25 protein-coding genes and 1 pseudogene are annotated in these 24,082 nt (G+C 40.2%); 17 read left to right on the forward strand and 9 right to left on the reverse strand.

All coding sequences use genetic code 11. The annotated features are described in order from the left end of the window. Positions 1-1,378: 1,378 nt before the first annotated feature. The 3 genes from pyrI to ACFO3G_RS08020 form a co-directional block, all read right to left on the reverse strand. Positions 1,379-1,834 carry an aspartate carbamoyltransferase regulatory subunit gene (gene pyrI / locus ACFO3G_RS08010; protein WP_380079701.1) on the reverse strand — a complete coding sequence of 152 codons (456 nt, stop codon included), beginning with the start codon at positions 1,832-1,834 and terminating at the stop codon, positions 1,379-1,381. Positions 1,835-1,844: 10 nt separating this feature from the next. Further along, the gene (gene pyrB, locus ACFO3G_RS08015) at positions 1,845-2,756 is read right to left on the reverse strand and encodes an aspartate carbamoyltransferase (RefSeq protein WP_380079703.1); all 912 of its coding nucleotides are present in this window, start codon (positions 2,754-2,756) and stop codon (positions 1,845-1,847) included. Positions 2,757-3,163: 407 nt separating this feature from the next. Continuing rightward, on the reverse strand, positions 3,164-3,667 hold the full coding sequence (locus tag ACFO3G_RS08020) for an RNA polymerase sigma factor (RefSeq protein WP_380079705.1): 504 nt from the start codon (positions 3,665-3,667) through the stop codon (positions 3,164-3,166). 555 nt (positions 3,668-4,222) lie between these two features. Here ACFO3G_RS08020 and ACFO3G_RS08025 point away from each other — a divergent pair. Beyond that, entirely contained in the window at positions 4,223-4,627 is a 405-nt protein-coding gene (locus ACFO3G_RS08025) for a YkvA family protein (protein ID WP_380079707.1), read from the forward strand. Positions 4,628-4,676: 49 nt separating this feature from the next. After that, complete coding sequence (locus ACFO3G_RS08030; protein WP_380079709.1) at positions 4,677-5,855, forward strand: sensor histidine kinase; 1,179 nt, start codon at positions 4,677-4,679, stop codon at positions 5,853-5,855. Positions 5,856-5,872: 17 nt separating this feature from the next. Here the strand turns inward: ACFO3G_RS08030 and ACFO3G_RS08035 are convergent, their stop codons facing one another. From ACFO3G_RS08035 to ACFO3G_RS08055, 5 genes are all read right to left on the reverse strand, one after another. Beyond that, positions 5,873-6,898: a glycosyltransferase family 2 protein gene (locus ACFO3G_RS08035; protein ID WP_380079711.1), complete on the reverse strand. Its 1,026-nt coding sequence runs from the start codon at positions 6,896-6,898 to the stop codon at positions 5,873-5,875. Positions 6,899-6,917: 19 nt separating this feature from the next. Then, a complete protein-coding gene (locus tag ACFO3G_RS08040; RefSeq protein WP_380079713.1) occupies positions 6,918-7,847 on the reverse strand; it encodes a lysophospholipid acyltransferase family protein in 930 nt (309 codons plus the stop codon). 7 nt (positions 7,848-7,854) lie between these two features. Continuing rightward, a complete protein-coding gene (gene mtaB, locus ACFO3G_RS08045; RefSeq protein WP_380079715.1) occupies positions 7,855-9,198 on the reverse strand; it encodes a tRNA (N(6)-L-threonylcarbamoyladenosine(37)-C(2))-methylthiotransferase MtaB in 1,344 nt (447 codons plus the stop codon). Continuing rightward, complete coding sequence (locus ACFO3G_RS08050) at positions 9,191-9,547, reverse strand: DUF3276 family protein (protein ID WP_380079717.1); 357 nt, start codon at positions 9,545-9,547, stop codon at positions 9,191-9,193. Before ACFO3G_RS08050 ends, mtaB begins: the two co-directional genes overlap by 8 nt. Positions 9,548-10,209: 662 nt before the next feature. Beyond that, positions 10,210-10,479 carry a hypothetical protein gene (locus ACFO3G_RS08055; RefSeq protein WP_380079719.1) on the reverse strand — a complete coding sequence of 90 codons (270 nt, stop codon included), beginning with the start codon at positions 10,477-10,479 and terminating at the stop codon, positions 10,210-10,212. 399 nt (positions 10,480-10,878) lie between these two features. Between ACFO3G_RS08055 and ACFO3G_RS08060 the strand changes: the two genes are divergently transcribed. The 8 genes and pseudogenes from ACFO3G_RS08060 (at position 10,879) to ACFO3G_RS08095 (ending at position 17,936) form a co-directional block, all read left to right on the forward strand. Then, the gene (locus tag ACFO3G_RS08060; RefSeq protein WP_380079721.1) at positions 10,879-11,310 is read left to right on the forward strand and encodes a SoxR reducing system RseC family protein; all 432 of its coding nucleotides are present in this window, start codon (positions 10,879-10,881) and stop codon (positions 11,308-11,310) included. Continuing rightward, the gene (locus tag ACFO3G_RS08065; RefSeq protein ID WP_380079723.1) at positions 11,307-12,236 is read left to right on the forward strand and encodes a Fe-S cluster domain-containing protein; all 930 of its coding nucleotides are present in this window, start codon (positions 11,307-11,309) and stop codon (positions 12,234-12,236) included. Before ACFO3G_RS08060 ends, ACFO3G_RS08065 begins: the two co-directional genes overlap by 4 nt. A gap of 33 nt (positions 12,237-12,269) precedes the next feature. Beyond that, positions 12,270-13,604 carry an electron transport complex subunit RsxC gene (rsxC, locus tag ACFO3G_RS08070; protein WP_380079725.1) on the forward strand — a complete coding sequence of 445 codons (1,335 nt, stop codon included), beginning with the start codon at positions 12,270-12,272 and terminating at the stop codon, positions 13,602-13,604. An 8-nt stretch (positions 13,605-13,612) separates the two neighbouring features. After that, on the forward strand, positions 13,613-14,602 hold the full coding sequence (locus ACFO3G_RS08075) for an RnfABCDGE type electron transport complex subunit D (protein ID WP_380079727.1): 990 nt from the start codon (positions 13,613-13,615) through the stop codon (positions 14,600-14,602). Continuing rightward, positions 14,599-15,204 (forward strand): RnfABCDGE type electron transport complex subunit G, encoded by a 606-nt coding sequence (locus ACFO3G_RS08080; RefSeq protein WP_380079729.1) that lies wholly within the window; start codon positions 14,599-14,601, stop codon positions 15,202-15,204. Before ACFO3G_RS08075 ends, ACFO3G_RS08080 begins: the two co-directional genes overlap by 4 nt. A 2-nt stretch (positions 15,205-15,206) precedes the next feature. Continuing rightward, positions 15,207-15,797, forward strand: a complete 591-nt coding sequence (locus tag ACFO3G_RS08085; RefSeq protein ID WP_380079731.1) for an RnfABCDGE type electron transport complex subunit E — start codon at positions 15,207-15,209, stop codon at positions 15,795-15,797. Between the two features lie 27 nt (positions 15,798-15,824). Next, positions 15,825-16,391: pseudogene (locus ACFO3G_RS08090) on the forward strand (electron transport complex protein RnfA); the annotation flags it as partial. A gap of 297 nt (positions 16,392-16,688) precedes the next feature. Then, positions 16,689-17,936: a DNA recombination protein RmuC gene (locus tag ACFO3G_RS08095; protein WP_380079733.1), complete on the forward strand. Its 1,248-nt coding sequence runs from the start codon at positions 16,689-16,691 to the stop codon at positions 17,934-17,936. 166 nt (positions 17,937-18,102) lie between these two features. Here ACFO3G_RS08095 and ACFO3G_RS08100 read toward each other — a convergent pair whose 3' ends face one another. Next, complete coding sequence (locus ACFO3G_RS08100) at positions 18,103-18,678, reverse strand: hypothetical protein (protein ID WP_380079735.1); 576 nt, start codon at positions 18,676-18,678, stop codon at positions 18,103-18,105. A gap of 255 nt (positions 18,679-18,933) precedes the next feature. Here ACFO3G_RS08100 and ACFO3G_RS08105 point away from each other — a divergent pair, with 255 nt between their 5' ends. The 7 genes from ACFO3G_RS08105 to ACFO3G_RS08135 all read left to right on the forward strand — a co-directional run bounded on the left by ACFO3G_RS08105 (position 18,934) and on the right by ACFO3G_RS08135 (position 23,980). Beyond that, positions 18,934-19,866, forward strand: a complete 933-nt coding sequence (locus ACFO3G_RS08105) for a CsgG/HfaB family protein (RefSeq protein WP_380079737.1) — start codon at positions 18,934-18,936, stop codon at positions 19,864-19,866. A gap of 3 nt (positions 19,867-19,869) precedes the next feature. After that, positions 19,870-20,226, forward strand: coding sequence for a hypothetical protein (locus tag ACFO3G_RS08110; RefSeq protein WP_380079739.1), 357 nt, complete (start codon positions 19,870-19,872; stop codon positions 20,224-20,226). Next, entirely contained in the window at positions 20,226-20,624 is a 399-nt protein-coding gene (locus tag ACFO3G_RS08115; protein ID WP_380079741.1) for a DUF4810 domain-containing protein, read from the forward strand. The genes ACFO3G_RS08110 and ACFO3G_RS08115 overlap by 1 nt, the downstream gene beginning before the upstream one ends. Further along, a complete protein-coding gene (locus tag ACFO3G_RS08120) occupies positions 20,605-21,243 on the forward strand; it encodes a GNA1162 family protein (RefSeq protein ID WP_380079743.1) in 639 nt (212 codons plus the stop codon). Before ACFO3G_RS08115 ends, ACFO3G_RS08120 begins: the two co-directional genes overlap by 20 nt. 11 nt (positions 21,244-21,254) lie before the next feature. Further along, positions 21,255-22,151, forward strand: coding sequence for a PhzF family phenazine biosynthesis protein (locus tag ACFO3G_RS08125; protein ID WP_380079745.1), 897 nt, complete (start codon positions 21,255-21,257; stop codon positions 22,149-22,151). A gap of 130 nt (positions 22,152-22,281) precedes the next feature. Beyond that, a complete protein-coding gene (locus tag ACFO3G_RS08130) occupies positions 22,282-23,235 on the forward strand; it encodes a helix-turn-helix transcriptional regulator (RefSeq protein WP_380079747.1) in 954 nt (317 codons plus the stop codon). Positions 23,236-23,383: 148 nt separating this feature from the next. Then, entirely contained in the window at positions 23,384-23,980 is a 597-nt protein-coding gene (locus tag ACFO3G_RS08135) for a hypothetical protein (RefSeq protein WP_380079749.1), read from the forward strand. Positions 23,981-24,082: the final 102 nt, after the last annotated feature.

Here is a 24,082-nt window from a genome sequence, read left to right on the forward strand (position 1 = left end):
CTGACAGACAATTCGAAATAATTTCTTTAATTTGTACTCGTGTAAGATTCATACGGTTTATCGTTTTATTTTGTTTTTTTCAAAGATAACAGTCTTGAGTCTTACACACTTTTTCGGGACAGTATCGTTTTGTTGATTTCGGTATTCAACTCAAGTTACTTACAAGTATGTTTTTCTCTCATACTCAAAACTGATACTCACCAACAAATCCTTTAAACAAAGTCATCAAATTTTCCCGTAAAGCCGTAACAACGCACGATTAGCCATTAAAAGGCATATTTAATGCCCCTCGTTAAGAACTACTTTTTTTATTACTAATTGAGAAAATGTTGAATAGGTCATATCAAGAAGCCCTCAACCATTGTGTTTATGCAGCCGGCATTTTATCTTGAAAAACAAGATCTCTTTTGAGAAGTAATATGAGCTAAACTGAAAACACATTAAAGATTAAGAGTGAAATCAACTCTTTGACATAGGAAGATGCCTTATGCGAAGAAGAGTTTGGCTTTATGGAAGTATTCTTTGTCGGAATACATGAAAAAACAAGTCGTCCAAAACTAAGTGAGATTATAGACTAAGCACACATGATAAGTAATATTCCTTGATTAGAAATTATTGCTGTTGTATAAAGGTAGATAAGGTCATATTGAAGTATCCCTACTTTATTTATGGGGATGAGTATCTCAATTTTTAAAGATAAGCTCCCTTTTTGATCCTAAAGTCGGCTGTCCGACAAAAACACCTTCAAGATTGAGTAACAAATCAGCACTTGATCCACACGAATGTCTTATGGGGCAAGGGGGTTGCCTAAATGGATGCTTTTTCTTTCTGTGAATGTGTTGAAAGGTAGGCTGTCTGACAAAAACTAAGCATGATTAACAGGCTAATATCACAGAATAGGTAATTCCGTTTGGTTAGAGAGCAATCGTGAGGCTGTTTATATGAAATCCAACTTTGATGGGCAGCCAAAACTTTTACCGGGAATAATTAGAAATATTGCTGTTGTTATAATGTTACCTTTATCACCGAAATCTCCAAATTGGACAAATCATACATGTCAAGATGTGAAAAAAGGCAACATTGCTATCCAATTAAGGTAGATAAGGTCATATTGAAGTCTCCCCAACACCTTATTTATGCATATATCAATTTTGAAAGATAAGCCCCTTATGATTCTAAAGTCGGCTGTCCGACAAAAACACCTGCAAGACTGAGTCATAAATCAGCATTTTATCCAAGCGAATACCTCATCACCATTGTAACCGAAGCCCCTTTTAGATGACGAGAAATACCACAACATCTAAAAGGGGCTTGGTTATTATACTTTACAACTGTCGTTGTTCAGAAAAACAGCACAAAATGGAAAGAATTGAATTTATCAAAGCAGTTCAATCTGTGTCGGGCTGATCTTTCGTCCACAATACTTACATCTTATCACCTCTTCTTTGTCATCTACAACATAGAAATGAGTTTTCATTGGCTCATTGTTAGTGATACATTTAGGGTTTGGACATTTTACCAATCCTATGATCTCTTCGGGGACAGCAATCGCTCTCTTCTCAACAACTTCATAATTTTTGATGACATTAAGTCTCACATTGGGAGCCAAGATAGCAATGCGACTCAATTCCTCTTCACTAAAGAATCTATCAGAGATTTTGATAACACCTTTCTTACCTTGTTTGATACTTGGAAAATTGTTTCCGAGCGTTATTGGTGAAGACATCTCTTCAAGTCCCAATATAGCTGCAACCTTAAATAACTTATTTGTCGGAATATGATCTATAACGGTGCCGTTTTCAATAGCAGCAACCAACAACTTTTCTTTATTCATCTTGATGAATTTATTTAACGTCAATACCCAATACATGACAGATTATACTCTGTCTTACAAAAAGCCCATTACCCGCTTGTTGCACAAAATATGCAAACTTAGTATCGTCCACATCGGTAGAGATCTCGTTTACTCTGGGCAACGGATGCAATATTTTCATATGTTCTTTGGCCGGAGAAAGCATATCTGCAGTCAGTCGATACACATCCTTTACTCTCTCATACTCCTCCATATCAACAAAGCGCTCACGTTGCACCCTTGTCATATAAAGAATATCTGCCTCGGCTATTACTTCAGAAGAAAAGTCCGAAGTTTCCTCAAATGGCAAATGATGTGAACGGCAATACTCTTTGTACTCTTCAGGAAGAGCCAGCTCTTCCGGTGCTACAAAAATGAATCTCGGTCTATAATTAGACAAACCGGAAATCAAAGAATGGACCGTACGACCATACTTCAAATCACCGACCATTACAACGGTGCGATCATACAAAGTGCCTTGGGTCTTACGAATAGAATACAAATCAAGCAAAGTCTGAGAGGGATGCTGATTAGCCCCATCACCGGCATTGACAATTGGCACTCTATTTAGTTCGGAAGCATACAATGCAGCCCCTTCCAAAAAGTGTCTCATCACGATAAGATCAGCATAATTTGACACCATCGAAATGGTATCCTTGAGACTCTCTCCCTTGGAAGTGCTCGAAGACTTCGCATCAGAAAATCCGATAACCCTTCCTCCAAGCCTATTTACGGCAGTCTCAAAACTTAAACGAGTACGGGTAGAGGGCTCGAAGAAGAGCGTTGCCACGACCTTATTCTTAAGCAAATCTCGGTTGGGTTGCTCCTCAAAAAGCCTTGCTTTATCCAGAATTTCTTCAAGTTCGGTCTGACTTAATTGATCAATGCTAACTAAATGATTCATCGTATTATTATTTGAAAATGTCACATCAACAGAAATGCACGGAACCATCGGATGCGATTATCAATACTACAGAAAGATACCTATCAACAATAGCTTTCCTCAGCCTTAATCTCGACGTCCCCTCCTCACATTTGTTATTGACACAAAGATATAGAATCTTTCGACTTTTCAATATCTTTCAAAACAAATGTTAATACCATAAAGGTACTTTCGTACTTTTGGCACATCAAAGCAATGAGATCACTTATGTAACATTTGTCCACGTCTCAAACAAATTGTGGCCTGGTCATATTCTACATGTGAACAGGTCATTATCGAGAGGCTATATTTTTCCCCCTTATATAACAAAGTCGGAACCAGTCATTAAAACCAGGCTCCGACTTGATATTTATATCTACTACAATTTCTTAAAGAAAGTTTTTCAATTTCTCTTGAAGCTCTTTTCTTGCGAAGAAAATTCTACTTTTCACTGTGCCTAACGGTAGATCAAGTGCATCAGATATCTCGTTGTATTTGTATCCACTTACATACATAGTAAAAGGAATACGCATTGCTTCCGGCAACAAATCGATAGCTTTTGATATTTCCTTGTAATCCATTGATGAATCGGGAGTAGGAAGAGTTCCATCATCCAATACCAATTGATTGTAAGGGTCTGCGTTCGCATCTATAATGGTTTGAGATCTAACCACGCGATGATAATTGTTGATAAACATATTCCTCATCACAGTCAAGACCCAACCCTTGAAATTAACATTGTCCTTAAATTTCTCCTTGTTATTCAAAACCCTGAGAGATGTCTCTTGAACTAAATCCTCGGCATCATCAACATTTGAAGTCAATGAAATAGCCAGACTTCTCATATTGTCCTGGATATTAATAAGGTTGTTTTTAAATTGCGAACTATCCATTGTCTTTAAATTTATAGGATAAAACCATCTAATTGAAGATATTAGAGATAATAAACATCTCCTAATAATCACCCTATTTGAAGCAAATCAGACTCCTAAGAGAATTAGATTATACTTCGGGAGCTGCCAAAAGAATTTTCAGTCTGTTTGGTACCAAGGAGCAACACTCTATAGAATAGATAAAGAGGTATTAGTCGAAATGCCCCGACCTAACTGACACAAAAATTCAAATAACACTTTGGTAATTTGTCTTCAGATCATCGGCGACAAATGTAGATGGAATGACAACTCTTTGCAATAGACAAAATTATTCAAGTGATAGACTAAATCTATTACTTATATATTTCTAAGGTATTCGGTTTACTTTATGCATATCAATAAACGATATACACCATCGCATATAAAACCAGTCGGTTGCTGTAATAAAAAGGCACCAACAACCCTATGCCTCAACACACTTTTATATATAACAATCACAAATCCTAAAAGTTCAACAAAAGGTTGTTTGAAGAAATCACAAATTGCACTTAACTTAGAGGCATAAATACATTCTTTATGATGCAACAAAGACATACACATTTCAAGGTTAAAGGTATCAATACACCAATCTTATTGTCAGACTTAGCTATGTATTCGCACTATTACAAAGAGAACCGGTTCTTTAGTGCCATAAAGAAAGCAATCGGCAAGATTGGAAAGAAAGCTTGTGAGAAGTTTCTTCAGATATACTATTTGTTCCAGTCGGATCATGTCCCGACTCAAAAGAAAATCCTGCTGGTCGCCGCCATGGGATATTTTATTTCTCCAATTGATTTGATCCCGGACTTTATCGTTCCTTTCGTAGGCTTTACCGACGATTTGGCAGTAGCTGAGATTATTCTTCTAACGTTCAAAAACAGCCTTACCGAAGAGATCAAGCAGCTTGCACACAAACGGACTTTAGAAATTTTCAGAGGCTAAGCACAAAGGCTTCATCATATTTGGAGATTAAGGTTCACAAATATAATCAATGGGTATATTCAAGCATAGATATATTGACAATCGGTTACTGACACAGATAATCTTCATTGTCGTAGCGGCAGCCATTGTTGGCACCTCTCTTTTTGTTTCAAGCAAATTAGTTGAAAATATAGCTCACGAAGAGCGACAAAAGATGGAAATATGGGCTATGTCTGCCCGATTGCTTGCATCGGATGACAATGGAGAGCCCAACAGCATTGATTTGGTGCTTAAAGTTATGGAATCCAACAAGACGATTCCGGCAATCTTATGCAATGAAAATGATTCGATTGTGAGCTTCAACAACATTGAAATTGGCTCTCGCGACTCATTGATTCTGCTTCAAGATAAGCTACATTCATTCAAAGATGGGTACGAACCCATCACCATTGATATGGGTTCTGCAGGGATGCAGTATCTATATTACTCTGACTCGAGTACATTAAGGCATATCCTTCTTTTCCCCTATGTACAAATAGCTGTAATGATAATCTTTATCTTAGTTGCTATATGGGCCGTGCTTGCCACCAAAAGATCGGAGCAAAATCGTATTTGGGCAGGTCTGTCTAAAGAGACGGCACATCAACTTGGCACGCCCATTTCTTCTCTAATGGCATGGGTTGAGATTCTCCGCAGCGGTATGTGTAACGATGAAATAATAGGAGAGATTGAGAAAGACACACAAAGGCTCAAAATGATTGCAGATCGTTTTCAGAAGATTGGCTCTATCCAAACGCTCGCCCCTATCAATATGCAAGAACTTATCAAGCAATCCATAAGTTATATGGAGCCCAGAATTTCCGGGCATGTCTCATTAAGCAGCCATTTACCCGACACGCCTATCAATATCATGGGAGCAGACACCCTTCTGAGTTGGGTAATAGAAAATCTAATCAAGAATGCTGTAGATGCCATGCAAGGCAAAGGTCACATCGAGATTCGTCTAAGTATCAAAGGGAAGAATATGCTGCTTGACATCTCTGATAGTGGCAAAGGTCTCGAAAAGGGCCAGTTTAAGAGTGTATTCAGACCGGGATATACCACCAAAAAGAGAGGCTGGGGCTTAGGGCTATCGCTTGCCAAGCGCATTATTGAAGAGTATCACAACGGGAAAATCTTTGTCCTCGCATCAGAAATTGGCAAGGGGACAACATTCAGAATCATCCTACCTCTAAAAACAGATTTGTGATTATTCTTAAAAAGGCTCTACCTCTCGAGTTCTGAAAAGGTCTTCTTCCTTCCAACAAAGTATCTCCACACAATACTATAAGTTCTTATTCCTTGTGGAGAGGTATTGACTGTACGCCTGAGGTTTTCTTCTCTATCCACAGCAAAATCAGACTTCATACGCTTAAAATCTTTTCGAGCTTTGTATACGGCTTTGGCATGGGCCACCTTACCGGTCAAAGCAAACTGTACCATCGAAATCATATCGAGAACAAACCTCATTCTCATCACAGACGAATAGCGATCAGACACCAGATTTTTATATAGCAACAGCAAGTTGTTTCTAAAGTTAAGGTAGGTCTTTTTGGGATGAGCCATATCCAGACTTGCACCTCCGTAATGATAAACGACACTCTCTGTATCCACTCCGACAAAATAGCCTCCGGCATTCATTCTCCAGCACAAATCTATCTCCTCTTGATGTGCAAAAAAACGCTTATCCAAGCCGCCTAATGCCAAATAGATCTCTCTTCTTACAAACAAGGCGGCACCAGAAGCCCACAGAACAGGCAAAATCTGAGATGCATCATACTGACCTCTGTCCTCTTCCAAGGTATCAAAGACCCTTCCACGACAAAAGGGATAGCCATAACGATCAAGCATACCTCCCGCACCCCCGGCATACTCAAACATTTTAGGATCTCGATCCCACCTGATCTTAGGTTGAAGGGCTGCAATATTTCGATCTTCAGACATAGCTTCCAATGGATGCTCTATCCACTTGGGAGCAACACGCACATCGCTATTGAGCAGGCAAATGATCGGCTCATCAACCATAGATATAGCCCTATTGTATCCTTCAGCGAACCCATAGTTTTTCTCAAAGGGAATGACCTCTATTTGAGGAAACTCACGCTCCAAGACATCTAACGAATCGTCCGTAGAGCCATTGTCAGCAACAATTAGCCTAACATGAGGATATGAGGTATGACAAATCAAATGAGGCAGATACTTACGAAGAAGTTCTGCTCCATTCCAATTGAGTATAATAACGGCACAATGCATACAGCAAACTATTTAACCATCACTTTAGAGAATCCGACCTGTCCACATTTGGAAAGTTTTCGATCTTATGCTTCCACCTCTTATGAGACCACAACCAATATGGTGGATCTCTTCTAATGGTCTGATCCATCAATGCGGCATACCTCTCGGTAACAGCTCCGGGCTTCTCGTCATTGGGATGTCTCGACAAAAGAGATATGACACCTTTATAATGGGTATCATCTTCTCTTATAACATCCATAAACACAATGGGTATATCCAATTTTGCAGCAATTCTCTCAGCCCCGGTAAAGAATGCCGACGGCTGATTTAAGAAGTTGGTAAAATAATGAATGTTATTTACGGATGGTGTTTGATCTGCAATAAATACAACAAGAGCCGTACGCCCTTGATTAATAGGATGTCGATACAACGAGACCACACTTCTACCGACATCTTCTTTGGCTATACAGTATGCGCCAAAACGTTCTCGAAGATTTTTCATCAACCTATCCACCGGTTTACTTTTAAGTGGACGATATATCTGATGCAAATCAAATCCTATCGAATTGATCATCAGAGGTGCTGCTGTAAAATACTCCCAATTGCCATAATGTCCCATCATAAGGAATACAACGTCAGCACCTTCTTTTCTCAAATCTTCCAAAACATCCAGTCCTTCAAAAGAGATATGTGAAGCAGCTGTTTTTTTAGAGAAAGACATCAGCTTGAATGAATCGAATATCTGTCTGCAGAAGTGTCTGTAAAATCGCTTCTCATATGATTTGATCTGACTGAGAGAAGCCTCAGGAAAAGCATTCTGCATATTCGTCCTAACGACCTTACGCCTATACCTTATTATATAGTACCCTATCCAAGCCAGTATATCTGCAAAGAAATGCAACAAGGCAAAAGGCATCCAACTTAGGATTGCTATAGGGATCTTGATGATGTAATAAACCAAGTTCATAAATATGTTATTTAGAAAGTATCATTCGAGCCGAATCATCAACCAAAAGCATATGTTCAGAATCAAATGATGTAGGCGTAAACAATTCGATGTTACCAAGAGCCTCTTTGCGATAAGGAGCAGCACAGCGAAGATAATTTTCAGTATACCCCTCCATCAAACCATCATGAGTGGAGGCGTTTTCCCAGAGAACTTTGTGACTAATATCAGTAGCTGAAGACATAAAATGCTCCAATTTGGACTCTGACAAACTCAACAAGCGTTCACTGCGACGATGTTTTTCGCGAGGATCCACTATATAAGGAATTTTTAGCGCAGCCGTACCGGGTCGTTCGCTATATGAAAAGACATGTAAAGCCGAAAATGGAAGTGATTTCAAAAACTCATAGCATTCTTCAAAATACTCCGGAGTTTCACCACGCGTTCCAACAATGACATCTATTCCAATAAAACAATTCGGCATCACACGCTTAATATGCTCAACTCTCTCCCTAAACAAGGCAGTGTCATATCGTCTATGCATCAGTTTCAAAACAGCATCACTACCCGACTGCAATGGAATATGAAAATGTGGTGCAAACCGCTTTGATGAAGCACAAAAGTCAATAATCTCATCACTTAATAGATTGGGTTCAATCGAACTGATTCGATAGCGAGCAATCCCTTCCACCTGATCAAGAGCCTTGATAAGGTCAAGAAAGGTCTCCCCCGTACTTCTTCCAAAGTCTCCAATATTGACACCGGTTAGTACAATCTCAAGACCTCCCAATCGGGCTACCTCTTTGGCTTGCTCCACAAGCGAAGCGATCGAACCGTTTCGACTTCGACCCCGCGCTGCCGGAATGGTACAGTAGGTACAATAATAGTCACAACCATCTTGCACTTTTAGGAAGTGACGCGTACGATCATCACTACTACAAGCCGGACTAAACTCTCTTATCTGATTGCTTTTACCGGATAAGATTTGCACTTCATTGCTTTGATCTTGATGAAGAAAAGTAAGATAGTTTTCCAAATTACCCTTTTGCTCAGCACCCAAGACCAAATCCACACCTTCAATCTTTGACACATCATCCGGATTAAGCTGTGCATAGCATCCCGTCACTATTATATAAGCATTTGGATGCTGCTTCTTAATCCGTCTGATAGCCGAACGACATTTCTTGTTGGCAAGCTCGGTTACAGAACAGGTATTCACAATACAAACATCGGCTTTTTCCCCCCTCCTGACTCTCAGGACGCCTTGATCTTGCAAATACTTTCCTATCGCAGAAGTTTCTGCAAAATTCAACTTACATCCCAAAGTGTAGTAGGCCGCTTTTTTTGTTTCAAACTGACTCGAATCAATCATCTAACTTCTCCAGCTCCCCATCAAAATCAATATCCAACGAAATATAATGATCCTCGTCTCTAACAATCTCTTCTCCTTCGAGCGGAGCCACTACATCATCAGAGACGCCCCCAAAGAAGTTAAGCACATCCTTGAAACAATCATAAAACTTCTGAAAATCCTCTTTATAAAGAAATAGCTTCTGACGCTTGGTTGACTCTCCATCCACTCCCTCAATTAGTTTACTCTCCGTTAGGACAATGTATTCATTATCATATTTATCTCTTTTAGCATCAAAATAATAATGACGCTTACCAGCCTTGAGACTACGTGAATAAATTGGCTCACGACTTTTATCTTTCCCTTCCATACTTATATTTCTTTTTGGTGAAGCAAATAAATGCCACTTATTACTTCTGCAAAGATACTTTTTTGAATTTGCACAGCCACAAACTTCCACAAAGTACACATCACAAACAGAAGTGATCTAATGACATTTGCTTAGCATAGAGTACCTCAAAACGTTTGAAGCACTATCATTTTAGGTGAAAACAGCTTCATAAATTTAGCTTCTTTCTATAAACAATTTGCAATAAAATATCCCATATCACTAAATAATGTAAATTACAAAAAGCCATTCTACACCAAAAAAACAGCCTTTTACCGATCTAAAACGTGGGTTGTTTTTGTACAAATTTCAAAAGAAGGCAATTAATCAATTTAGCAATATATTAAAGTATGTAAAGCGCATCACTTTATATCCCCCTCACGTACTTAAAAATCACTTTTAGGCTGCCTTTTTTGGAAGGTCGCGCGACTTGCAATCCATTCTCGCGCTACCTTGAACCTAAACTCGCGCGAGGTTGCACTTGAAGTCGCGCGACTTTGCATGTCAAGGTCGCGCGACAACGGATCGAGAGTCGCGCGAGAACAGATTGCTTCTCGCGCGAGCTTATTTGTTAAAATAGCGCATAAAGAAAGCCCGTTTCGTACTATAAAAACGGGCAAAGTCGGTTAGAAGGTCAGATGACCCTAACCCTCTAATTTGAGATTTCGGAGTTGAATTAAGGTAGTTTGAGTGGTTTTTTGAACATCAAACAAGACAACACTATTTAACAAATAAGAATCTCTTTGAACAGGCTTCACAGCACATTCATTGAGAACAATCTGATAGTTGTCTTTGATGATAGAATAAGATTCAAACTGGAACAGGTCAAAGAGATATATCCTACCTGCATGGAAGTTTGTTCCTCCAAGTCGGCATACAATAAAAAGTAATGAAAGTAAGATGATTATCTCCATGGTTTTATATTCTAACTGTCTACTAAGATACAAAAAAACCAACATACACACAACGCACCGGTTGGGACACTGATTGCAAATGTAATCTCATTCAAATGACCAAAATGAGAGAAAATATTGGACTAATAATTTTAGCTTCAAATCGAATAAAAGGGAAACTATATGAATACGTTAGCAATTACAAGATTTACAAACAGACAATTATGGGTCAAATATTAAAACATATTGATACAACAAACAATAAGCATTCATTACCATTATGGACTCGTACGCAATAAATTGATAGTCCTATATAGGTATTTTTTATCGCTTGATTGATTATAATTATGTACTTTTGTGCCGTATTATCGTGAGGAGACATCTCGAATAGACCGATGATACGTTATAAAAAAACCACGTATGGCGTCAATTATCAAGCACTTAGCAGAAGTTAAAGAGGTTCGAGCAAAGAGCGTAATCGTGAGTATGACACAAATGAGCGCCTGCTCCGGATGTCATGCCAAAGATCTCTGCACTGCTTCTGATAGCAAAGAAAGGGAAATGGAGATCAAAGGATCTTATCCCGAGATACAGATTGGAGACACCGTCATGATTGAAGGAAGTCAATCGATTGGGTGGTGGGCAATTTTGTACTCGTTCGTTTTGCCTATTATATTGCTGATTGTGGTACTTACAACGGCGTCAGGTTTTGGATTGTCAGAACTTTATATGGCGTTACTGGCTTTTGGAACCATCGCAATTTACTTTCTTATATTGAAAGCGTTAGACAAAAAAATTGCGAAGAAGTTTGATTTCAGTATCAGAAAAATATACACAAAAGACGAAATATGAGTGTTGTTCTAGTAATCGTTATTGTTCTCGTAGTCATCGGAGCAATCGGTGCGCTGCTTCTGTTTGTTGCGGCGAAAAAATTCGAAGTTAAAGAAGACCCCCGAATCGGGGAAGTTTCTGAGGTACTCCCTCAGGCTAACTGCGGTGGCTGTGGCTATCCGGGCTGTTCTGGTTTTGCAGCGGCATGTTGCAAGGCAGACAACCTTGACGGACTCTTTTGTCCTGTTGGCGGATCAGAGGTTATGGGCAAGGTTGCCTCTATCCTTGGTATGGAAGCCGGCACAAAAGACCCTATGGTAGCTGTTGTGCGTTGTAATGGAGATTGCGATGCACGCCCACGTACCAACATCTACGACGGTGCTACAAGTTGCGCTGTTGCTTCTTCACTATATAGTGGAGACACAGGCTGTAGCTATGGCTGTCTTGGCTGTGGTGATTGTGTATCTGCATGTAATTTTGGTGCGATCCACATTGATCCCGAGACCAAGCTCCCTGTTGTTGATGAAGATAAGTGTACGGCTTGTGGCGCCTGTGTCAAAGCATGTCCACGCAACATCATTGAGCTACGCAAAAAGGGACCTAAGAGTCGTCGCATCTTTGTCAGCTGCGTCAACAAAGACAAAGGCGGTGTGGCAAAGAAGGCATGTAGCAATGCATGTATCGGCTGTCAGAAGTGTCTAAAGGAATGTAAGTTTGAGGCTATTACTATTGAGAATAACCTATCTTACATCGACTGGACAAAATGCCGTTTGTGTCGCTCTTGCGTAGAAGTTTGTCCAACTCATGCAATCCATGAGCTCAACTTCCCTCCCCGCAAGCCAAAGGCTGAAGCGCCTAAGACAGACGCTCCGAAAGCAGCTGCTCCACAGGCTAAGGCTCCTACTGAGACTCCTTCTCCAAAAGCAGAAGAGAAGAAAGAAAACTAATTGGCTTAGAAATAATCAATACAGCATAAGTCTATGTTGAAGACGTTTAGACTGGGCGGTATTCATCCACCCGAAAATAAATTATCAGCAGGCAGGCCGATTGAGAAGCTTGCACTGCCCAAACAAGTTGCCATACCCCTTGGCCAGCACATTGGTGCTCCGGCTCAAGCTGTGGTAGCAAAGGGCGACGAAGTAAAGGTCGGCACACTTATTGCCAAAGCCGGTGGCTTTGTATCAGCCAACATCTACTCTTCCGTTTCCGGAAAAGTAGCTAAGTTAGATACACAGTACGACGCCAGTGGTTACAAGAAGCCGGTCATCATTATTGACGTAGAAGGCGACGAATGGGAAGAGAGCATCGATCGTAGCGAAGATTTGGTACGCGAATGCCAACTCGACCCCAAGGCTATCATCGGCAAAATCAGCGAAGCCGGTGTGGTAGGTCTTGGAGGTGCGACATTCCCTACACACGTCAAACTTTCACCCCCTCCCGGACAGAAAGCAGAGATCTTGATCATCAACGCTGTTGAGTGCGAACCATATTTGACAAGTGACCACCAGCTTATGATGGCCAAGAGTGAAGAAATCCTTGTTGGTTGCACCATTTTGATGAAGGCTCTTGAGATCAAAAGAACCGTTATCGGCATTGAAAACAACAAGAAGGACGCTATCCAAAAACTTAGCGAGCTTTCCAAAAATTATCCGGGCATTACAATCCAACCTTTGAAGATGAAATATCCTCAAGGTGGTGAGAAGCAGCTTATCGACGCTGTCATCCGCAAGCAGGTTAAGAGTGGAGCTCTTCCAATCTCTACCGGTGCGGTTGTTCAAAACGTCGGAACAGTTTTTGCAGTTTATGAAGCTGTACAAAAAAACAAGCCTCTCTTTGAACGTGTCGTTACTGTGACAGGAAAGAAACTTTCCAATCCATCTAACTTCCTTGTTCGTATTGGTACCCCTATTGCAAATCTTATCGAAGCTGCAGGTGGTTTGCCTGAAGATACCGGTAAGATTATAGGCGGTGGTCCAATGATGGGTAAAGCTCTCGTAACTCCCGATGTTCCTGTAACAAAGGGTTCAAGTGGTGTTCTTCTATTGAGTAGGGAAGAATCTAAGCGTAAGGAGATGGATCCATGCATCCGTTGTGCAAAATGCGTTGATGTATGTCCAATGGGTCTCAACCCTGCATTCCTGATGCGCGACTCTATGCTCAAAGATTGGGAAGGTTGCGAAAGCAATTATGTATTTGACTGTATCGAGTGCGGCTCATGCAGCTTTACTTGCCCTGCACACCGTCCACTTCTTGACTATATCCGTATCGGTAAGTCTACAGTCATGGGTATCATTCGTTCACGTAATAAGAAATAAGCACTCAAATGGAAAATAAATTGTTTATATCCCCCTCGCCACACATTCATGGTGGTGATAGTATAGGCAAGAATATGTATGGGGTGCTTATCGCCCTTATTCCTGCCTTTTTGGTTTCAATTTGGATGTTTGGATGGCAATCTATTCTGCTTACGGCAATCTCTGTATTGTCATGTTGCATCGTAGAGTTTGTTATCTCTAAGTATCTACTGAAGAGACCTAAAAATACAATCTGTGATGGATCGGCTATCTTGACCGGTGTCCTTTTGGCATTCAACGTTCCGAGCAACCTTCCTATCTGGATCCTCGTCATCGGAGCAATTGTAGCCATGGGACTTGGCAAGATGTCTTTTGGTGGTCTTGGTCGCAACATCTTCAACCCGGCATTGGTAGGACGTGTATTCCTCCTTATATCTTTCCCGGTACAGATGACCACTTGGCCTACACCTCTGCCACTTCTTTCGGAAACAGATGCTACTACCGGTGCTACACCTCTTGGTATTGCCAAGGGCGTGATCAATGGAACTCCGGGTGCAAGCATAGACCAATTGCCACAGGCATTGGATACTTTCATCGGTATGCACGCTGGTTCACTTGGTGAAGTTGCAGCAGCAGCTTTGATCCTTGGTGGTCTTTATATGATCTGGAAAAAGATCATTACATGGCATATTCCGGTATCTATCCTCGCCACAGCATTCATCTTCAGTGGCATTATGTGGCTAATCAACCCGGATGTTTATATGGCTCCATGGTATCAAATCATCTCAGGTGGTATGATGCTTGGTGCAATCTTTATGGCTACAGACTATGTAACTTCTCCAATGAGTAAGAAGGGACAGATCATCTATGGCTGTATGATTGGATTCTTGACCATTGCAATCCGTCTATTCGGAGCTTATCCGGAAGGTATGTCATTTGCGATTTTGATTATGAACGGATTTACACCGCTTATCAATACTTACATTAAACCTAAACGCTTTGGAGGGGCTAAGAAATGAAAAAGTTACAATCTACACTCCCCAACATGTTGATGTCTTTAGTAGGTATCTGCTTGGTAGTATCAGCATTGCTTGGTCTAATGTATCAAGTGACTCTTAAGCCAATCGCTGAGACCAACAAGGCTCAGGAAGAGGCAGCTATCAAAGAGGTTGTGCCGGGCTTTGACAAAAAGGAAGAAAAGAAAGCCAACATCAATGGAGAAGAGATCACTTACTACGTGGCAACAAAAGGCGGTGACGTACTTGGCTACGCAGTGAAGAGCTTCTCAAATAACGGTTTTAGCGGGCATATCTCTGTCATGGTTGGGTTCGACAAGGATGGAAAGCTCAACAACTACAAGGTACTTGAGCAAGCTGAAACTCCGGGACTTGGAGCAAAGATGCAAGATTGGTTCCACAGTGGTAAGACCCAAGAAGAATCAGCAAGTGACTTCCAAAAGTTTGAGAACGTAACCATCTCTGAGCCTCTTAAGGTTACCAAGGATGGCGGTACGGTCAATGCTATCACAGCAGCGACCATCAGTAGCCGTGCATTCCTTGATGCTGTAAATCGCGCTCACGAGGTATTTGAATATGCAAAATCTAATGAAGGAGGAAAATAACTATGGCAAAGACTAAGAGTTTATCGGTGATCCTCAACGGTATTATCACAGAGAACCCGACCTTCGTGCTTATGTTGGGTATGTGTCCTACCTTGGCCACAACCTCCTCCGCAATGAATGGTTTGGGTATGGGTGTTGCAACAATGTTTGTGCTTATATGCTCCAACATTGTGATCTCCCTTATCAAAAATCTTATCCCGGATATGGTACGTATCCCTTCATTCATCGTTGTGATTGCAGGGTTCGTAACAATACTTCAGCTTCTTATGCAAGCTTATGTACCGGCACTTTACGCAAGCCTTGGTATCTTCATTCCACTAATTGTGGTAAACTGTATCGTACTTGGTCGCGCTGAAGCTGTAGCTGCAAAGCAAGGTGTATGGCATTCTGCTCTTGACGGAGTGGGTATCGGACTTGGTTTTACACTGGGTCTAACCATTTTAGGTAGTATAAGAGAAATCCTTGGAACAGGTAAGATCTTCGGATTCACATTGTTCCCCGAAAACTATGGAGCTCTTCTATTTATCTTGGCACCGGGAGCTTTCATCGTACTGGGATATTTGATTGCACTTAAGAACAAAATTCAGAAATAATCCTAACCCAAAAATAGAAAGTACATTATGGAATATATCTTAATATTTATTGGAGCAGTATTCGTAAACAACGTAGTACTCTCACAATTCCTCGGTATCTGTCCGTTCTTGGGTGTATCTAAGAAGGTACAAACTTCTATAGGTATGGGTGCAGCTGTTACATTCGTATTGACATTGGCTACTATGGTAACCTTCCTTGTCAATAAATATGTACTCGTACCCCAAGGATTGGAATTTGCTCAAACCATCGTATTCATCTTAATTATTGCAGCATTGGTACAGATGGTGGAAATTATCCTCAAGAAGGTATCTCCATCACTCTATCAAGCATTGGGGGTATTCCTCCCACTTATCACGACAAACTGCTGTGTGCTTGGTGTTGCGATCTTGGTTTGCCAAAAAGACATGAACTTCCTTCAAGGCGTAATCTATGCTATCTCTATTGCAATTGGTTTTACCCTTGCTTTGGTAACATTCGCAGGTATTCGTGAACAACTTGCCAAAACAGCCCTGCCTAAGGCTATGACCGGTATGCCGGCAGCTCTACTGGTAGCCGGTATCTTGGCAATGTCTTTCATGGGCTTTAGCGGTATGGACAAAGGTATCAAGAAGGCAACTGAAGGAACAGCAGAAGCAAAAGTCGAAGCTCCTGCAATGGCTCCACAAGAAGAAGCAGTAGAGTCATCCGAAGCTGCTCAAGACAGCGTAACGCTTCAAGATAGTTTGGCTACAATCGATGCAGACAATGCTAAAGTATCAGAATAAATAATAGTAGATCAAAAGAATAATTTTTGGTCTCACTACAATATGCCAAAGGGCTATGTCGAACAATGTTTGGCATAGCCCTTTCTGATACTATCTTTGCAAATAAGATTATAGAATATTGCAATTATGAACCTGACCTTACTTATCATTGCCCTTATCGCCTGTATAGGGATTATGATCCTCTTCTTTAAGAAAAATGAAAAGAGCAATCAAATCATTCGTGAACTCTCGGAAGAAAAAACAAAACTTCAAGGCGAAAAGAATATCCTTACAGAACGGCTTAAGTCTACAGAACGAGCATATATCGAAAGCGAACAAAAGTGCAAAAGCATTGACGAAGCCATGAAGCTGCAGTTTAAAGATTTGGCACAAAGTATCCTTCAAGAAAAGAGCAACTCCCTTAAGATAAGCAGTGATGAGACCTTACGACCACTCAAAGAGGAGATAAAAAACTTCCGCGAGCAGATTATCAAAAGTTATGCCGATGAAACCGGTCAACGCAAATCTTTGGAGGATAAGATACAGGAGCTAATCCAGCAAAGCGAAAAACTGGGGAGCGAAGCCAACAACCTGACCAAGGCCCTCAAAGGAGACTCCAATGTACAGGGAAACTGGGGCGAACAAATCCTCGAACGCATATTGGAAGAGAGTGGTCTTGAAAAAAATATAGGATACGAGGTACAATCCTATATCAAAGACGAAGGCGGAGCTAAAGTCATTAGTGATGACAACCATAAGATGCGTCCCGATGTGATTATCAACTTCCCAGACCAAAGATCTATCATCATTGACAGTAAAGTCAGCATTACGGCCTATGTTGGCTATATGAATGCTCAAGAGAAAAAGCAAAAAGATGAATTCCTTAAGCAACACATTCAAAGTGTTAAGAGACATATCGTCGAACTTGCCAACAAAGACTATTCCAAATACCTTAAGAAGAAAATTGATTTTGTAATGCTTTTCATCCCCAATGAGGGAGCTTACAACTTAGCCATGCAAAACGATGCAGAGCTATGGGAAGAGGCATACCGCAAGAAGATTGTCATCATAGGACCTACCAGCCTGATATCAACACTCAAACTGGTAGAAAACTTATGGGATCGAGACAATCAAGAGAAAAACATCTTGTCCATCATGGAAGAGGTCGAGAAATTGTACGACAAGTTTAGACTCTTCTTAGAGTCTTTTGACGACGCAAACTCTCAGATAACAAAAGCACAAGAAAAGATGACAGAGGCAAAAAACAGATTATATGATGGCAGAGGTAACATCATATCCAAGTTTGCCAAAATGAAAGAGATGGGACTCAAGACAAAGAACAACCTTCCACCCTCTTATCAAAAGAGACTAAATGATTATATCAAAGAAGAATAACTTGATCCCCAATATATAGATAGAAAGAAAGAGATAGCGTTTATGAAATTATTATAAGCTGATTTTGGCATCTAATTAGGGCGAATAATAAGCTATATGACCGCAGTTGGAGAATCAAAACGAGCCATAATAAATCATAAAGGCTTTCTCTTAATAAATAAACTCATCAAAAGCTATACCCCAAACTTATATAAGGCCAGAATGGAGATGTCGCAATATAGTTGTCAATCCCGGGAAGCTTAAACATGGGGTTGAGACCGGCTTTGAATACAAATCCGCCTTGAGGTCTCTGATAACGATACCCGAGTAAAAACGTTCCACTCATTCCAAGGCCGTTTCCTCTAAAATGTCCCTCTTTTGAATCATGGTGGAAATTGGCATCTGCACTGTGAAAGAGTGGCACCAATCCTATTCCAAGCTCAAAATGATGATTCCTTCCTCCGAATAGTCCGTTAGCCATGACCGGAAGCAATAGTGCGCTGATAGAAGAATTGACATCCACTAATTCGGATTTGTTGTTTATGGTATATCCCGAAGCACTTATAGAAAAGAGACCTATTCCCGCATTTATACCAAAATTATTGACGTTTTTAGTAAAACGGTAGTCATAGCCGACTCCAATAATTGCCCTGCTACCTCCCAAATCAAAAGTGACCGAGCTTCGTTTACTTTGACCAAATATGGGACTTCCAAATCCCGTCAAGAAAATCAATAATGTTAATAGTAGATTCTTACTTGTCATAATAAATATTAAATCATCTTGTTAAATAAAGGCTGTCAAAAATAATAAAACGACATATATGGCAAAACATTTTCTTAAAACTCAAAAGTGCAAAAGCAACCTATCATATCAAATATCTCTCTAATAGACCATCATTATACCTACAAATAGCCAAAAGACATTATTGAAGGAAAACATCAATCTGAATGTTTCCAATCCATTTCTTTTGCTATCAACTATTATTTATAAATTAGCGATACAAAAGCATTCGTTATTATGAAGAATATATTACTAAAGGGTCTGATACTGACAATCGGTATCAGCCTTACGACAACCGGCATAACCGCCCAAAACAATATGCCGAAGCAATCGCTTAATACGACTCAAGGGATCAAACAAGGCCTCAAAAGAAAAGTTGCCATAGGACGCTTCTCCAATGAAACGCAGTACGGCAAGGGGCTTTTTTATGACAAAGAGAATGACCCGATGGCCAAGCAAGCATATGACATCCTTTCGTCCAAGATAGCTGCATCGGGCAAATTTATTTTGCTCGAAAGAGGAGATATGGACAAGATTCAAGAAGAGATAAAACGCAACAATGGAGGCAACAATATTGGAGCAGACTATCTTATCATCGGATCTATCACCGAATTTGGACGTAAGACAACAGGAAGTGAAGGGGTATTCACCTCTCAAAAAAATCAAACGGTCGAAGCCGGCGTAAACGTTAGGATCGTGGATGTCAAGACCGGACAGGTCATATACTCGGAAGAGGGCAAAGGCAAAGCGGAAACGACCAGCAAGACAACCTTGGGTATTGGTGGTCGCGCCGGATATGATGCGACCCTAAGTGACAAAGCCATCTCTGCAGCTGTAGACCAACTCGTCGAAAACATCATCAACACTTGCACCAACAAACCTTGGCGCACCTATATACTCAGCGCCGATGAAGATGGCATTATCATTGCCGGAGGACAAAGCCAAGGTATCAGAGTTGGAGACATATTCAATGTACTCCGGAATGGCAAGGTGGTTAAAAATCCTCAAACCGGCATGGAGATAGAGCTTCCCGGAAAGGTGGTAGCCGAGATTAGAGTCACTGAGACAGGTGGTGACAACCCGGACAATGAATATTCATTTGTACAACTCATTAGTGGAAGCTTTGACCAGCACAACATCCAGAAATATTACATTCAAGAATCAAAATAACTTATGATAAGAATAAAGTTTAGACATATCGCATCACTGATAAGCGGGTTGATTTTGACAATGATCCTCTCCTCATGCGGATCAACAGCCACTATGACAACCGGTCTCGAAAACGAATCTTATATCATCGTAACTTCAGATAACCAATACAAAAACAAAGAGGTTGTTGTAAGAGTGGATGATATGAATACTTATGAAGTAAAAGCGTTGCCTTCGAAGCATGTGGTACGAAAAGGGAAACGCATAGTAGTGCATCCGGGCAGCCATGATGTAGTGGTAAAAGACAGGTCCGGAAAGACCTTGTTTGACAAGACAATCTTTGTTTCATCGAGATTCTCCAAACTGATCGAACTGCCCTAATGAAAGTAAATCTCTTAATTGGAGGCTTGGCCATGGCGATTGCAGCTATATTCTCATCATGCTCTGCGTCACAGCCTTATGCTTGGTACGGATATGACAATGTTGCGTACCACTACTCTACCAGCCACACCGAAAAATATGAAACTCTGCTTCTCAAGACCTATAAGAAGATGGTCGAAGAACCGGGAGGGACAAGGAAGGTTCCGCCTCCCGGTATTTGTGCAGATTATGGATACTTACTCATCAAACAGGGAAAAGTTAAAGAGGGTGTCAAAATGCTCAATTTGGAGATTTCATACTATCCTGAGAGTGCTAAGTTTGTGAAACTGATTCTTAAGAGGTATATGACAATGATGACAGCAAGAAAGGAGGTCAGCAATGATATTCCTTGCCAATAAAAATATCAAAAGAATGGTCATTGGCCTAATGACATTGCTTCTATTAGCATCTTGCTCAATCTCAAAGAAAGCAACAAGTAATTATCCCAAAATCAATGACGAGAAGCCTGTTGCCATCCTGATTATGCCACCGATCAATAAGACCAACCATGTCGAAGCCGACGAGATGATATATTCATCTCTAATGACTCCCTTTGCCAACAAAGGATATTATGTGTTTCCTCCTATGCTTTCCTTAGATTTTCTAAGACATGAAAGTGCACCGGATGCAGAACCATTCCTCGATGCTCCGGTCAAGATATTTGGAGACATTATGGGAGCTGATGCAGTCTTATTTACGGTTATCAAGCAATGGGACAAAGATGCACTGAATGGCGATATATCCATCAATATCCGATATTTGCTAAGATCTGCCAAGAGCAACGAGACTCTTTTTGATTACTCAGAGATTGGGAAAGTCGACACTAAGGTTATGAATTCAAATGATGGTGTATTTTCGTTTGTTGCCATCATAGCCAATGCCATATCAACAGCATTGACAGACAAAATAGGAGCGGCAAGAAATGCCAACCTCAAAATGATACAACAAGTACCCGGCGGAAAATATTACAGCAAGTAATTACAATGGCTATGATCAAGAACATCTATCTTATAACCGCATTCTCGGACACTTTGAAAGGAGGCAACTTAGCAGGAGTTGTATTGGATGCAGACAACTTAAGCAATCAAGAGAAGCAGAGAATCGCTAAAGAAGTGGGCGTTTCTGAGACCGCCTTTGTATCACAATCTAAGGTAGCAGACTTCAAAGTCCAATTCTTTACACCACTCGAAGAGGTAGATCTTTGTGGCCATGCAACTATTGCCACATTCAAACTCCTCAGTGACCTGGGATATATTCAAGATGGAATCTATAGACAAGAAACAAAAGCAGGGATTCTTGAGGTATATACTGTCAATGACAAGGTTATGATGCAACAAACCCTGCCATCGTTTCACGGCAAGGTCCCATTTGAAGAGATTAATAAATGCTTCGACAACCAACTAACCTCAGTAGCTCTAAAAAACATATTTGGAGAATACATAGACCTTGCCCCGGAGATTGTGTCGACAGGACTCAAAGATATCATGTTGCCAATAAAAGACTATCAACTATTGAACGACCTTAGACCAAACTTCTATCAGATAAAACAACTTTCAGAAAAATATGATGTCATAGGCATACATGCCTTTTCATTGGAGGCCAAAGAGCATAAGTATTTTGCCACAACAAGAAACTTTGCACCAAGAGTGGGAATAGATGAAGAGGCAGCTACCGGCACATCAAATGGAGCCTTGACAGCATTCCTCAACAAACTCAATCTTTTACCCGATCAAAAACAGATTGATATCACCATCCAACAAGGGATATCTATTGGTAGACCATCACAAATATCAACAAGTATTACATTATCGAAAGATAAGCAAATCACAAAAATACTTGTTGGAGGAAAAGCAACTATCATAAAAAAAGACGCTATCAACTTCTAAAGTTTGATAATCAATATCGTAGGCTACTTATCTGCATAGAGAAGGGGCTGCTACTCCACCCTTTACACCCAATTTGGGGGGGATATGCTCATAATAAGATTTTAATTAACTTCGTAAAAATCTTTAGACTATGGCAAAGAAATCAAACTTATTCGGAAGATATGTATGGCTTGTGGATCTCTTAAGACGCCACAAACGTCTAACATTTAATCAGATAAAAAACTACTGGTCTGAGAGTGGATTAAACTCAGATGATCAACTTACGCAAAGGACATTTCACAACCACAGAGATGCCATATTTGACATCTTCAATATAGAGATACGATGTGACAATAAGAATGGTTACAAATATTATATAGATTGCCCCGAAGACTTAGAAAATGACTCCTTTAGAAGCTGGCTTGTAGACTCCTATGCCACACTCAATCAACTATTGGTAGACCAAAACCTCGAAGGCAGGATTCAGTTCGAAGATATACCTTCTGGCAACCTTTGGCTTACAACGATCTTACAAGCCATCAGAGAAAACAAAGTACTTACCATTACACATCAAGGATTTAAGAAAGAGCATCCCAACACTTTTGATATAGAGCCTTACTACCTCAAAGTAGTCAAACGTCGATGGTATGTCATTGCAAGGAGTCCTTTCTATTCAGAGCAAAACCTAAGCAATCCCAATTTTCCTAAAGATAAAGATCCGGATGTATTCTTGGTATATGCTCTGGATCGCATACTAAAAATCGAAACCACAGAGAAGAGATTTGTTTTAAAAAAGGACTTCGATATCAATGAGTTTTACAGAGGATGCACCGGAATCATTCCAAGCAAAGATCCAATCATCAATGTTGTCATAAGAGCATACGGAGATTCGGTAGACTATATCCGCACATTACCTTTGCACGCATCACAAAAGGAAATAGAGACTCAAAAAGATTATAGTGATTTCTCTTACGACATAAAATATACTTATGAGTTTTTGCAACTAATCCTTATGCAAGGCAAACAGGTAGAAGTCATTTCTCCACAAAAGATAAGAGATGACATCAAACAGGTCATAGAGGAGATGGCCCGGCACTATAAATAAGACAAAGGGAAGAAAAATATAAAACCCATCTCGGCATACACACTTTTTATCAAAAGTATTTACCTTTACACTGTGAATTGAAAAACTTCATTCTATCAATTTACAAATTAGAACAAAAACAACTTCAAAGGACTTATAGAGACTTGAGATGAAAATAACTTATTCCTTTTTAACAGCCATCACATTAACCATTTGCATAGCTCCATTGCTATCTTCTTGCTCCTGGTTTCACAAAAAAACTATTGAAGAGCTATACAGCGAACAAAAAAGTGGCGTTGTATTAATTTATAATAAATACTATTACAGCGCCCGCGTAAACGACATTGAAGTTTATTTCACGGGAATAGAAAATAACAACTTCACCAACTTATCAGCCGATGAAGCCGATGCCAAAGCCAATGCACAAGTCCTCAATGGTACAGGATTCTTCATTGACGAAAACGGTACCATACTAACCAATCGACATGTAGCCTATCCCGCACTGGATGAGCGTGAGATAGCAGAGACATACAAGAAACTAATCAACTCTCTTCGAATACTCTACGAGTTTTCTATGGACCAACTATCTGACCAATTCGATTCTCTAAATGAAGAAAAGAGTACATATTACGATTATGACCAATTCGGATTCGAATACTGCACAAACGAAACTCGAGTACAGGAGATAGAAAATGAAAAGGATCAGTTGAGATCAAATTATCAAGATCTCAAAGAAAAGATTGAGAAGCTGTTTAAATTTAATTGAAAAACAATCTTATACAAGGTGTTAATATATTGAATATCAGTAGGTTAGTTGATTTATTATTTGTAACTTTATGATTATCAAACAATTAAAGTTATGGAGCAA

This window comes from Falsiporphyromonas endometrii, from assembly GCF_042654485.1.
Lineage (GTDB): Bacteria > Bacteroidota > Bacteroidia > Bacteroidales > Porphyromonadaceae > Porphyromonas > Porphyromonas endometrii.